The following is a 12,237-nucleotide window of genomic DNA, read 5'->3' as shown; positions in this document are numbered from 1 at the left end:
AGCTGTTCACTTCTGCAATGGAAAGTATGACCATGACGGTTTAATGGATTAGCTAGGCAGGAATTTAATGGTTAATTAAAAACTAAGTTCCGCATGCTGCTCGCCCCGGGTTCTCTCCGCAAAAACTGGTCCGGTTTCTGCTAAACGTAGACATAAACATTTCACATACAGACAAGGTCGGCCCGTCTGGGTCGGGTGTCTACCAGCGCAGGATTCTGTCTATGTTCGTTTCCCTAATTTATTAATAAACAATTCTAAAGGTTACATGTTTGTATCTTTAACTATCCTTAAAAGGCATTCGACATACTCAGTGCCAGCCGAGGATATGCTTCAGGCTTAAGACATATATCGCTGGTCTTTCCGCTTACTCATTCAGGAAAGCCTTATGAAAGATCACGTCATAACATCTGCAGTCTTGCTGGCATTAACTTTCTCCCAGCACGTTTACGCTGCCGATGCCCCCCTTTCACCATTGATGAAACAAATTAATAATGGCAACTGGCTGGCTCAGGATGAAGCTCAGTCGCTCAGCGACGATCTGTATTATCAGGATGCTATCCAAGCGTATATTCAAACGTTACCTCTTTTGAACACCATCGGTCTGCGCGACGGTTCCGAGTCTGCGTTCGGTAAAGGTTATAACGTCCTGCCCATCTGGAAAGAGCGTATGGACAGCCGGGCTGTTGTGCCTACACCAAATGGTGATGTGATTTATTCCATGAGTTATCTGGATCTAAAAGAGACAGGCCCGCTGGTGATTAAAGCCCCGGCGAATGTGATCGGGATGTTTACAGACTTCTTCCAGAAAACAATCACTGACGTGGGCGCCATTGGCCCAGACCGTGCCCGTGGCGGATTATACCTCCTGCTACCACCTGATTATGAAGGTCCGGTTCCACAAGGTTATTATGTTTTTAAATCATCAACCTACAACGTATTTCTTTTCTTCCGAACCATTATGGGTAAAGGGGACGGCAAACCTGATCCAGTTCCGGCGGTAAAAAATGCCGAAACGACACGTATTTATCCGCTCTGGGACGTTGAGAAAGAAGTCAAACCAATGCAGTTCCCGGACGCCAGCGGTAAGCGCGTCAATATGATGTATCCAACGGACGCCAGCTACTGGCAGAAGCTGAAAACCTTTGTGGACTATGAGCCCTTAACAGCAATTCCAGATGAAACGCGCAGTGCACTGTTAAGCATCGGGATCGTAAAAGGCAAGCCGTTCACCCCAACGGCGAAGCAACAGGAGATGCTCAACAAAGCGGTAGCAACGGCGCCGCGGATGATTCTGGCGCGTCGACAGGTTGGGCGCGACGACCAACGTCAGCTGTATTACAAAGACAGACAGTGGGAGACGTCATGGGCAGGCGCAACAGCCGAGTGGATGCAGTACGGCACATTGGATGCTAACCAGCGCGCGGCCTTCTTCCAGATTGCCTACTCCAGCGCGGCAGCGATGGTGATGCACACCACGGGGGCGGGATCGAAATATCCTTTCGCGACTAAAGACAACACCGGGAAATTCCTCGACGGCAGCAACACCTACAAGCTGCACCTGCCGCCGAACCCGCCTGCTGCGCTGTTCTGGGCGGTGACGGCCTATAACATCACCGATGGGACTATGCCGGAAACTGACCAGCTTCTGCCATCGACCAACGGCTACTACAACATTCCTAAAAATGATGACGGCTCTATCGATTTGTGGTTTGGCCCGAGCAAACCGGATGGCGTAGCGGACAGCGCATTTATTAAAACGGTACCCGATCGTAACTTCCTAGTTGCGCTGCGCCTCTACGGCACCGAAGACGGATTCTACGATCAGACCTGGGTTCCAGACGATCTGGTTCAGACCAATAAATAAGAGAGATAAGCGATGGAAAAAAGATACCTTGCGCTGCTGACTGCGCTGACACTTAACGCTGGCGCGTATGCGCAGACGGCACCGCTGACTATCCCGCATCCGACCCAGTTTGACCAGTTAACACAGCCGTCGCCGGATGTGACCATGCCTGAATCTTACGTGAAGGCCATTGCACAGCAGGCCTACATCTGGGGCTGGCCAATGGTGAACCAGTTCAATCGTCGTGAAACCATTACTAAGGCGCCTTATCCCGCGCTGAACGGCGGGATGGTGCCTGTTGCGCCTATGGGCCAACTCAGCATGCTGACGGACTACATCAAACCTGAGGAAACTTTTGTCACCTGTCCAAACCAGGATGTGGCTTATGGTCTGGGCTTCTTTGAGCTGGATAAAGAGCCGATTGTTATACAGGTCCCCGATTTTGGCGAGCGATTCTGGGTCTATGCCATCTATGATGCTCGTACCAATCAGATTGGTAATGTGGGCAAACCCTACGCAACGAAGCCCGGTTTTTATTTACTCGTCGGCCCCCATTGGAAAGGCGAAACACCAAAAGGCTTTAACGGCGTGATTCAGTCTTCAACTGAAATGGCTAACATCATTCCTCGCATTCAGATGAATGATACCCCTGAAGACAGGGTCGCAATTCAGGGCCCTATCAAAGAGGTTATGACTTACCCGCTAAGTCAGTTTGACGGGAAAATGAAATCCTTTGAATACTCGAAAATTCCGGCAATTGGGGATAAGCCGGATGCAAGTGCAGGTGAAACACGTTGGGTAGTGCCGGAGAAATTCTTCGATCAATTCGCGAACGTGCTGGATAAAGTGCCCCCACTCCCTGGTGAAGAAGCCATGTATGCTCAGTATCGTCATCTGGTTGAAGCTGGGAAGAAGAGCCCGGAAATCCGGAAATGGATGGATGAAGCTGCCGTCAATACGGACAAGACCGTTATTGCGGATTTCTTTAAGTGGAAGAATAACGGTGTGCCCGCGGGAAATGGATGGAATCGGTCCAAAAACAACGCCGAATTTGGCGTAGATTATTACAACCGTACCGGCACCTCTAAATCGAACATGTTCGACAACAAACCGGACGAAACCCAGTATTTCTACACCGACAACGATGCCGCCGGAGGACAACTTTCTGGTGATCATGATTACACGGTGACCTTCGCGAAAGGCGAACTTCCTCCTGTTAAAGGCTTTTGGTCACTTACGCTATACAACAGCAAGCATCTTTTTAGCCCAAATGAACTGAACCGTTTTTCATTGGGAACTAAAAATAAAAATCTGAAGTACAACGAGGACGGCTCACTGACTCTTTACGTAAGTAAAACTCGCCCATCAGTTGATAAAGTGAATAACTGGCTCCCGGCACCCGACGGAAACCTGTCACTCTACATCCGTGCCTACTGGGGAGAACAGCCGATTCTGGATGGTACCTGGCAACCACCGAAAATTGAAACGGTCAAATAAACCAACCAAAAGCCCCTTGTTTAAGCATTCACAATGGCTGATTTTCGCTCATGAGGGACAACCATACTCAAATCTCCCACATTGCAGGAGATTTGAGTATAAATACGCCGCCGTGAAACAAAGACCGTATCATCGGCCAAAAAAGACCACTTCAGATATCTCATATCTGGGGGCTCCGGATCAGATTTTATTCTTCCAGTGCGCGCATTTCTTCAGAAAGCCATTCCCTCAATGCCCGGACTTTAGGGGTATCCTGAGAGCCAGTACGATAAACCAAATCGTACCCTCGCTCGGCTTTCAGCTTGTACTGCGGAAACGGAACAACTAGCCTGCCCGCAGCGATATCATCTGCAATCAGAACACTACGCCCCAGCGCCACACCTTCGCCACGGATAGCGGCCTCTGCCACCATGCTGCCGTGACTCCAAGATGGGCCCTGATGGCAGCGAATATTTTTTTCTCCGACCATCGCAAACCAGGCTTCCCAGTTCGCCAGCATCCTGTCTTCATGGAGAAGGACGCAGCCCGAAAGTGCCTTGATGTCTGCCAGACCACTATGTGCACTGAGGTAACCCGGACTACAGACCGGAGTCACTGTTTCTTCGAGGATGCGTTCAGCTGAAGCATTCCGGTAGCGACCGTTGCCGTAGCGAATGGCTGCATCGACCTGGCCGTTGTTGAGGTCGGCATTGATGTCAGTCACGTCCAGATGCACATCAAATTCCGGATAGCGCGCCTTAAGTCGGCTAAGGCGTGGCGCCAACCACTTACTGGCAAATGAAACGCCCGTACTTATTCGCAGACTCATGGCGGGATTTCTGCCGCGTAGCCGCTCAGATTCGCCCGTCAACTCACCTAGGATTCGAGTTATCGCATGGTGAAATTCAGCCCCTTCTTCTGTCAGGATAATCTGACGCGTCAGTCTGAGAAAAAGCCGAACCCCCAGATGCTCTTCGAGCATCTGGATTTGACGGCTTATCGCGCCATGTGTGACGTGCAGTTCTGCTGCCGCTAGCGTCATGCTGGAGAGGCGGCCTGCCGCTTCGAAAGCACGCAGCGTCTGCAAGGGAGGAAGTCGGTCAAATATCATATGCGTGAGAATAATTCACACGTGATGTGAAAACAAATGATTTGTCAGGCCCTCGCATGAAAATCACTATCTAAGCCAATAACTTTCCCTTGTCGCTTCGGAGCACCTCATGCTGTTCACTACCTGGCTTTTGTTTCTTGTCACCTCTGCTAGCATGTCACTGGTCCCCGGGCCTAACTGTCTTTTGGTGCTGACTCATGGCGCGATGCACGGAACTCGTAAGGCTTTGGTGACAATCACCGGCGGTCTGATAGGTTTTGTGCTTCTAATTGGGCTTTGTATGTTTGGTATCGGCGCGCTTTTGCAGGCGTCTGAGAAATGGCTGACTGTGCTCCGCGTGGTTGGCGGCCTGTATCTCGCCTTTCTGGGGTATAAGCTCTGGCGCTCGCCGCCGATGACTAATGACGCTGGCCCACATATCACCAAGGCAAACCCGCAGCAGATGTTCCGCCAGGGATTTTTCTCTGCGGCTACCAACCCGAAGGCGTTACTCTTTTTCACCGCGGTCATTCCGCAGTTCATCGCCCCGGATCGGAGTCTCGTTCTTCAGTTTGTTGCTATTGCGCTGACCTATGCTTTTACCGAGTTCTGGGCAGAGTACGCTTGCGCAATTGCCGCTAACAGAATCCGCCCGTGGCTTGTACGCGCCGGACGACGCTTTAACCGGGTCTGTGGTGGTGTGTTCATGGCGGTCGGCGCGGCGATGCAGATCCGGGGCTAATATGACGCTACTTTTCTTTAAGCTGGTTTTCACGCCGGTTCTGATGCTCCTTTCGACGCTGGCCAGCAGAAAATGGGGGGAGACAGTGGGCGGATTACTTGTCGGCCTGCCGCTGACATCAGGGCCGATCTCCTTATTCCTGGCGCTTGAGCATGGGAAAGAGTTTGCAGCCAGCGCCACCACTGGTTCACTGGCTGCAACCATTGCTCAGGCTTCTTTTGCGGTCGCATACTGTCGACTTGCACGACGTGGCTGGTTGCCAGCGCTATTCGCTGCAACGTCCACCTTTATCTTGGCTGCTGCTCTTCTTCAACTGAGCGGGATTAAGCAGACAGGATTGTTTGTGCTTGCACTTCCGGTGATGATGGCAGCGCTAAAGCTTATGCCTCGTTCACTGGTCATTAAATCATCCCTAGCGCACCCGCGCGGAGATATTCCTTTCAGGATTCTGTTAATCGTCCTGCTGGTTATGGGGGTGACGATGGCAGCGCCCTATCTGGGAGCCGAGGTCAGCGGTGTTATCGCTTCTTTTCCGTTTATGGCCGTCATTCTGGCCGTATTTGCTCACGTGCTGGCAGGCTTTGAAGCCGCTCAGCGGGTTATGCGAGGACTGGTCGGCGGGCTGTTTAGCTTTGCCATCTTCTTCTGGGTGCTCAGTCAGTTTCTCGTCTCATTTAACCTGACCGTAACCTATGCTACCGCTATTTTCGCCGCACTGGTTGTGCAGTTCATCTTGCTACGGAGGATTCGGAGACAGCGTGTGACCATGACTGCCAACACTTAATCCGAACGCCCGCTGTTCGCCCACTGCTAACCTTTAACTCAGTTAGCTCGTCCGCTCCGTGCTAAGAACAGAACCCCCTGTTTAGGCTTGAAATCTAAAAGCTAAGGGTTCATTTAGGGAATGCTGACAGAAGTTTTGCTTTCAGATTATTTTTTTTATTTTGAGCCATTGCCAGCTGTGACGCGCTACTCGTGTCTTTTTTGCAGGAAAAATGCATTGTTGATTTTATGTTAATAGCCTGAGATTCATGCTATTTATCATAATAAATCAGGCAATGTAACTTGATGATTGCAGAGGTAATGATGATTTTGCAGCAGGCACCACAGTTAGAGACAGATCGCTTAATTCTAAAACATTTCACGCTGGAAGATTTCCCGGCACTTCAGGCATGCTGGACCGAGCCAGAAATGGTTAAGATAAATGGTGGAGAAGTGCCCACATCAGAAGCAGTTTGGGCCCGATTGTTGCGTTACATCGGCCACTGGCAAGCGTTAGGCTATGGTTACTGGGCTGTTTTTGAAAAAGCCACCCATCGGTACATTGGCGCGTTTGGATTTCAGGATGCGCATCGCGATACCGTGCCAGCCTTAACATACCCCGAGGCCGGATGGACAATCATCAAGGAAATGCGCGGAAAGGGTTATGCTAATGAAGCATTGGCCGCGATTTTAGGTTGGGCTGACCAGTCATTTCTCTCACCGGTGTGCTGTATTATTGCGGAAGATAACCAGCGCTCAAATTATTTGGCTGAGAGATTTGGTTTTCGGTTCCAGACCCACGTTGAATACCGCAGTAAAAATGTACGCTTGTTAGTCCGTCTAAAACCCACTATTCAGTCGCTTTAAATTGCTAATTTTACTGTTGTCAAAACAGTGAAAACCAAGAATATTCGTGTGTCCTCATTCCAACCAAAGTGTCCGTTTCTCGCAATACAGACCGCGCGGCATTTCAGACGGTCCGCTCCGCGCCAGATGCGGGTATGTTGAAATCCTGAAAGGTCTTAACTGGATGCCCATCGGAATTGTTTACTTTACAATGCCAGCTTAAAACAGCCTAAATAAAGATTGGTGATCACGTGCATTCCAACATGATTGAATACCTTAATATTTTCATACAGGTTGTTGAACAGGGCAGCTTCACTAGAGCCGCTGACATTCTGCAGATTCATCGCCCCACCGTGAGCAAAGCGATACTGCAGATAGAAGATGACCTCGGCGTGAAGCTCATCCATCGTACAACCCGCAAACTGAGTGTTACTGCTGAAGGGGAAGCGTTTTATCATCGAGCCAAGCTCGTACTGGCTGAAGTTAATGACATGATCGCCAGTTTTTCACCGACCCTTCCACCCAAGGGGCGGCTCAGGCTTGATGTTCCGCTGTCGCTGGCACATGCCATACTTATTCCTCATCTCAAACATTTCCAGTCACTGTATCCCGACATTGAAGTCGTGCTGGTTTCATCCGATAAAAAAACCGATTTGATCACAGAAGGCGTGGACTGTCTCGTCCGGCTGGGTGTGCTTCAGGATTCAAGTTTCATCTCCAGACGTCTTGGGGAAATCCGGATGGTCACCTGTGCAGCGCCCTCTTATCTGCAGCAACACGGACGTCCGGAAACACTTGCGGAACTGGAGCACCATCGCGCAATTAACTTCTTTAGCGACCACAGTCGTGACGTGATGGAATGGAAATTTATTGAGGACGGTAATGTCGTTTCACTGCGTCCTGCGGGGAGCATGCTGGTTGATAATTCAGATATTCTGCTTTCCTGTGGCTTGGCTGGTCTGGGCATTATTCAGGCTACCTTTGATGCCCTAGCGCCCCATATCGCGTCCGGGACTCTTGAAGAGATTCTGACGCAGTATCCTCCGGTGTCTAAGCCTGTCTCGGTGATGTATCCGGACCGGCGCTACCTTCCGCCAAAAGTACGGGTCTTTATCGACTGGTTCAGTGAGGTTCTAACCGCTCAGATCCGCTGAAACCGATAGATTGGTAACGGATAATTAATTCTGAAGTTCCCTGTCAGCTATTTTTGGTGCGTTTATAGCAGCGTAGATTGTTCGTAAATGAACCGGGCATGTCTTCGACACTATTCTGAAGACCTGCCGCTAACTGACGAGAGCTGAATATGTCTAAAGTTGTTACCTTCAACCGCACCGGTGGTCCAGAAGTGCTGGAAGTTGTAGATGTCCAGGTGCCTGCGCCGGCAGCCGGTGAAGTTCAAATTCGCGTACATGCGATTGGAATTAACCGTGCCGAAATTATGTACCGCAACGGTCAGTACGTCATTGAACCAGAATTCCCAGCACGCCTGGGTTACGAGGCCTCTGGCGTAGTGCAGGCCGTTGGTGAGAATGTTGAAGGGATTGTCAGAGGCGATCGGGTCAGTGTTATCCCTTCCTTTATGTTTAATGAATACGGCATGTACGGCGAATTGGTCAATGCCCCAGTACACGCTGTGGTAAAGCATCCTGAAAATCTTTCCTTCGAGGAGGCAGCTGCGAGCTGGATGATGTATGTCACCGCATATGGCGCGTTGGTTGAATATGGCAACCTTCAGGCTGGTCAGAATGTTGTGATCCGCGCGGCATCAAGTAGTGTGGGCCTAGCTGCCATTCAGATAGCTAACATGCTAGGCGCTAATCCCATCGCGCTTACGCGTACCGCCGAAAAAAGTGAACTGCTTCTGAAAGCCGGTGCCGCCGCAGTTATCGCTACCGCTGAGCAGGATATGGTGGCGGAAATTAATCATGTGACTGCTGGCAGGGGCGCTCATATTGTTTTTGATCCTGTCGGCGGTCCGGACGTGGCAAAACTGACCCAGGTGATGGCACCGCAAGGCATGTTCTTCCAATATGGTGCGCTCGACAGCCGCGATATGCTTGTACCTGTCTTTGATATTCTCGGCAAGCATCTCACGCTGCGTGGTTATGAGTTGTTTGAAATCACGACGGACCCAGAAAAAATGGCACGCGCAAAATCCTTCGTCACCGAAGGTTTACGTTCCGGCAAACTGAAACCGGTGATTGATAAAACATTCCCGCTTGAAGAGATTGCGGATGCACAGCGCTATATGGAAGCAAATGGCCAGGTTGGCAAAATCGTCGTAGTCATTGAGTAAACCTTAAATCCACTATGGATAAGTTGCATTCACCGAACGTTCTATTTCCCATAATCACTTCATCAAAACGGAGTAACGCATGATTTCACAATGCAACTGGCAGGCACCGGCCATTAATCGCAAAAAAGTGGGTGACATGATGGTGACTATGCTGAGTGATGGTTACCTAGACGTATCATTTGAGCTGCTGTCAGGCATTGATGGCTCCCGGGCCGAGGCATTGCTTCAGAAGCGTGGCGTATCGACATTGCCTCGTATTAATATCAACGTTTACGTGATCCAGACACCTGAGCGAACTATCTTGGTGGACAGCGGTGCTGGTGGCATCAAGGGCTGGGGCGGTCGGCTTCAGGTTGCTCTGGCCGCTGCCGGTATTGACCCTCTAGCTATCGACACCATTTTGCTGACTCACGCTCACCCGGATCATATTGGTGGTCTTGCCGGTCCTCTGCAAACGCCGGTGTTCCGCAATGTTCAACAGCTTTTTGTGCATGAAAAAGAACTCGCTTTCTGGCGTGACGAAACGATTTCAGCCGGCGCGCCTGATGCGTTCAGGCCGTCATTTGAGGTAGCTAAAAACGCTTTTAACGCGTACGACGATAAACTGGTGCCTTTCCGTGAGGAGGCGATCCTGCCGGGGATTCAGGCCATTGAACTATTTGGCCATACGCCGGGTCACAGCGGATATCTGCTGGGCGATGAAAAAGAGTCTTTACTCATCTGGGGCGATATCGTTCATTTTCCGCATATCCAGATTGCCCAACCTGATGTAACCATCGCATTTGACAGCGATCCTACGGCCGCAGCTGCCGTTCGTGGCAGACTGCTTGATCGTGCCGTAAGCGATAACCTGGCTGTTAGCGGAATGCATTTTAACCTGCCAACCGCCGGTAAGGTTGTACGAGATGGAAGCAGCTTTGCATTGAACTATGATCCTTGGTCACCAACTGTATGATCCTGTGCCTTTCTGGTCCGGCGTGGCTACCGGGAAGGCATTTCTTAATTTCCCGCTATTATCTATGATCTTATTAACATTACGCCCTTACAAAAAAATGACTATTGCCGAAAGCGGGCATTGTTTAGAAACATTATTTGGCTAGGGCCTCTAAAAATATCGCTTTCAGTCGTTCAAGCCCTTGATGACGCCTTTCTGGTGGGCAGGCAAAGTTAAACGTCCCCTTCTCTTTTCTTACCGTAGAAAGGGACGTCTTCGTAAACAAAATTTAAAACACCACCGTCGTTATTACATATAAATACGCAGTCATCTTCGGCAGAGAATTAAATCTGAGCCAAGCCGCCGTCTACATAGATTTCCGCAGCGTTAATAAAGCTCGCATCATCAGACGCCAAAAATGCAACAGTCTTACCGATTTCTTCCGGTTCACCCAAACGCCCCAAAGGCACACCTTCAGCCAGCGCATCAAACAGCCCTTGGCGGTGCTCTTCCGGTACAAGTCCTCCCAAACCAGGTGTGCGGACCGGGCCCGGACTCACCACATTGACACGAATGCCACGTTCCTTCAGGTCAAGCGCCCAGGAGCGGGCCAGGCTACGCACGGCGGCTTTACTTGCGCTGTAAACGCTAAAGCTGGCGGTGCCTTTCACCGCAGCGGTGGAGCCCGTGAGAATGACCGAAGCGCCGTTAATCAGTAGCGGAAGCGCCTTCTGAACGGTGAACAGCACGCCGCGCACGTTAGTGCCAAAAATACGGTCAAAATGCTCTTCGGTAATGTCGCCAAGCGGCATCAAGTCACCGCCACCCGCATTTGCGAAAAGTACATCAAGCTTCCCGGATTCGCTCGCGATAGTGGAGAACACCGTATCGAGATCGCTCAGCACGGAGGCATCTGCTCTGATGCCTGTGGCTGAGGGGCCGATCAAGGCCACCGCAGCATCAAGTTCTTCCTGACGGCGACCGGTGATATACACTTTCGCGCCCTGCTCAGCGAGTTCCTGCGCGGAAGCTAGGCCGATACCCGTACTGCCGCCCGTGACTAATGCGATTTTGCCTGCAAGTTTTTTACTCATGGTGAACTCCTTAAAGATACGGTTTGTCTTTTGGGCCATAAATGCCGTGATGGAATTCGGCAGCGGTCGTTGCCGGGTTGAGATAAGCATATCGACGTGCGACAGATTTCAAAATAGAATGATTTGAAACTCATCATTGCAGATTTGAAATGAACAAATTCCCCGATTTCGAAGGGCTCGCGATGTTTGCAAAAGTGGCGGAGGAAGGCTCTTTTGCGGCCGCAGCCAGAGTCATGGGCGTATCCGTCCCCACCGTGTCGCGTGCGGTTGCGCGCCTAGAGCAGCGTTTGGGTGGCCGACTGTTTAACCGGACGTCACGTCAGTTAGCGCTGACGGAATTCGGTCAAAGCATGGCGGCAAAAGCATCAGAGATGTATCGCCAAGCCGAAGAAGTGGAGAGCGAGGCGCAGGAACTCTCGGTGCAACCGCGTGGGCAAGTGCGCTTAGCGGTTCCCATGTCGTTTGGCTTACGTTGGGTAGCGCCCCTGATGCCAGAGATTATCCGACAGTTCCCGGAGCTGAGCGTGGATCTGCATTTGTCAGATGCTTCCGTTGACCTGATTGCCGAAGGTTTTGACGCCGCGTTACGCATAGCTGCGCTGCCGGATTCCTCTCTTGTGGCTCGCAAGCTGTGTGCAGTGACGCAATTTCTGGTGGCCTCACCGGCCTATCTCGCGGAGCACGGTGTGCCACAACATCCGCGCGATCTCAGCTCTCGACGGTGCTTCAGCTATGCCTATCGTGCCCGAAGCCAGGTATGGCGCTTTACTCACGATTCCGGTACGCAGGAAGATATTGTCCCCAGCGGACCACTGCGGGTCACTAACTCTGAGGCGTTACTGCCGCCCTTGCTGGCGGGCCTTGGGATTGCCGAGTTGCCGGAATTTATGGCAGCTGAATATCTGAAAGATGGCCGCTTGGTACATCTGCTGGAGGAGTGGTCGATGACCCAGGGGGGACTCTATTTTGTTACCCCCACCTCGCGCAGCCGTCCGTTGAAGGTCAAAGTGCTGTCGGATTTCTTTGCTAAGCATCTCAGCCAACCGGAATGGCGTTGGCCATAGCTTGGCGGTTTCGCTACATAGGTTGTCATCTTTGCGTCGGTAATCCCTATCCTGATTGAGCAGGATAAAGGCAGACCAACGCAAAGGAGA

General features: G+C 51.1%; 11 protein-coding genes and 1 pseudogene. 10 read left to right on the top strand and 2 right to left on the bottom strand.

Annotation, left to right across the window (positions count from 1 at the left end):
• Positions 1 to 385: 385 nt before the first annotated feature.
• The 3 genes and pseudogenes from AB4K05_RS08740 to AB4K05_RS08730 form a co-directional block, all read left to right on the top strand.
• Positions 386 to 1,864, top strand: coding sequence for a DUF1254 domain-containing protein (locus AB4K05_RS08740; protein ID WP_368479587.1), 1,479 nt, complete (start codon positions 386 to 388; stop codon positions 1,862 to 1,864).
• A gap of 12 nt (positions 1,865 to 1,876) precedes the next feature.
• On the top strand, positions 1,877 to 3,340 hold the full coding sequence (locus AB4K05_RS08735; protein ID WP_368479586.1) for a DUF1254 domain-containing protein: 1,464 nt from the start codon (positions 1,877 to 1,879) through the stop codon (positions 3,338 to 3,340).
• A gap of 50 nt (positions 3,341 to 3,390) precedes the next feature.
• A pseudogene (locus AB4K05_RS08730) lies at positions 3,391 to 3,525 on the top strand (integrase); the annotation flags it as partial.
• Positions 3,526 to 3,527: 2 nt separating this feature from the next.
• Here the strand turns inward: AB4K05_RS08730 and gcvA are convergent.
• Positions 3,528 to 4,430, bottom strand: a complete 903-nt coding sequence (gene gcvA / locus AB4K05_RS08725; RefSeq protein WP_368479585.1) for a transcriptional regulator GcvA — start codon at positions 4,428 to 4,430, stop codon at positions 3,528 to 3,530.
• Positions 4,431 to 4,539: 109 nt separating this feature from the next.
• Between gcvA and AB4K05_RS08720 the strand changes: the two genes are divergently transcribed.
• From AB4K05_RS08720 to AB4K05_RS08695, 6 genes are all read left to right on the top strand, one after another.
• A complete protein-coding gene (locus tag AB4K05_RS08720) occupies positions 4,540 to 5,151 on the top strand; it encodes a LysE family translocator (RefSeq protein WP_368479584.1) in 612 nt (203 codons plus the stop codon).
• Between the two features lies 1 nt (position 5,152).
• Entirely contained in the window at positions 5,153 to 5,935 is a 783-nt protein-coding gene (locus AB4K05_RS08715; protein WP_368479583.1) for a hypothetical protein, read from the top strand.
• A gap of 302 nt (positions 5,936 to 6,237) precedes the next feature.
• On the top strand, positions 6,238 to 6,780 hold the full coding sequence (locus AB4K05_RS08710) for a GNAT family N-acetyltransferase (RefSeq protein ID WP_368479729.1): 543 nt from the start codon (positions 6,238 to 6,240) through the stop codon (positions 6,778 to 6,780).
• 242 nt (positions 6,781 to 7,022) lie between these two features.
• Entirely contained in the window at positions 7,023 to 7,913 is an 891-nt protein-coding gene (locus tag AB4K05_RS08705; protein ID WP_368479582.1) for a LysR substrate-binding domain-containing protein, read from the top strand.
• 149 nt (positions 7,914 to 8,062) lie between these two features.
• Positions 8,063 to 9,055 carry a zinc-dependent alcohol dehydrogenase family protein gene (locus AB4K05_RS08700; protein WP_368479581.1) on the top strand — a complete coding sequence of 331 codons (993 nt, stop codon included), beginning with the start codon at positions 8,063 to 8,065 and terminating at the stop codon, positions 9,053 to 9,055.
• A gap of 79 nt (positions 9,056 to 9,134) precedes the next feature.
• A complete protein-coding gene (locus AB4K05_RS08695) occupies positions 9,135 to 10,010 on the top strand; it encodes an MBL fold metallo-hydrolase (protein ID WP_368479580.1) in 876 nt (291 codons plus the stop codon).
• Positions 10,011 to 10,333: 323 nt separating this feature from the next.
• Here AB4K05_RS08695 and AB4K05_RS08690 read toward each other — a convergent pair whose 3' ends face one another.
• The gene (locus tag AB4K05_RS08690; protein WP_368479579.1) at positions 10,334 to 11,083 is read right to left on the bottom strand and encodes an SDR family NAD(P)-dependent oxidoreductase; all 750 of its coding nucleotides are present in this window, start codon (positions 11,081 to 11,083) and stop codon (positions 10,334 to 10,336) included.
• A gap of 149 nt (positions 11,084 to 11,232) precedes the next feature.
• Between AB4K05_RS08690 and AB4K05_RS08685 the strand changes: the two genes are divergently transcribed.
• A complete protein-coding gene (locus AB4K05_RS08685; RefSeq protein ID WP_368479578.1) occupies positions 11,233 to 12,147 on the top strand; it encodes a LysR family transcriptional regulator in 915 nt (304 codons plus the stop codon).
• Positions 12,148 to 12,237: the final 90 nt, after the last annotated feature.

Origin of the sequence: Kluyvera sp. STS39-E (assembly GCF_040932435.1) — a bacterium.
Lineage (GTDB): Bacteria > Pseudomonadota > Gammaproteobacteria > Enterobacterales > Enterobacteriaceae > Kluyvera.
Note: the sequence above shows the minus strand (reverse complement) of the source record. Positions and strands in the feature narration are given on the sequence as shown.

Excerpts from the sequence above, each read along its gene's own strand:
- AB4K05_RS08740 (WP_368479587.1), top strand. The coding sequence starts at position 386 with ATGAAAGATCACGTCATAACATCTGCAGTCTTGCTGGCATTAACTTTC.
- AB4K05_RS08735 (WP_368479586.1), top strand. The coding sequence starts at position 1,877 with ATGGAAAAAAGATACCTTGCGCTGCTGACTGCGCTGACACTTAACGCT.
- gcvA (WP_368479585.1), bottom strand. The coding sequence starts at position 4,430 with ATGATATTTGACCGACTTCCTCCCTTGCAGACGCTGCGTGCTTTCGAA.
- AB4K05_RS08720 (WP_368479584.1), top strand. The coding sequence starts at position 4,540 with ATGCTGTTCACTACCTGGCTTTTGTTTCTTGTCACCTCTGCTAGCATG.
- AB4K05_RS08715 (WP_368479583.1), top strand. The coding sequence starts at position 5,153 with ATGACGCTACTTTTCTTTAAGCTGGTTTTCACGCCGGTTCTGATGCTC.
- AB4K05_RS08710 (WP_368479729.1), top strand. The coding sequence starts at position 6,238 with ATGATTTTGCAGCAGGCACCACAGTTAGAGACAGATCGCTTAATTCTA.
- AB4K05_RS08705 (WP_368479582.1), top strand. The coding sequence starts at position 7,023 with ATGATTGAATACCTTAATATTTTCATACAGGTTGTTGAACAGGGCAGC.
- AB4K05_RS08700 (WP_368479581.1), top strand. The coding sequence starts at position 8,063 with ATGTCTAAAGTTGTTACCTTCAACCGCACCGGTGGTCCAGAAGTGCTG.
- AB4K05_RS08695 (WP_368479580.1), top strand. The coding sequence starts at position 9,135 with ATGATTTCACAATGCAACTGGCAGGCACCGGCCATTAATCGCAAAAAA.
- AB4K05_RS08690 (WP_368479579.1), bottom strand. The coding sequence starts at position 11,083 with ATGAGTAAAAAACTTGCAGGCAAAATCGCATTAGTCACGGGCGGCAGT.
- AB4K05_RS08685 (WP_368479578.1), top strand. The coding sequence starts at position 11,233 with ATGAACAAATTCCCCGATTTCGAAGGGCTCGCGATGTTTGCAAAAGTG.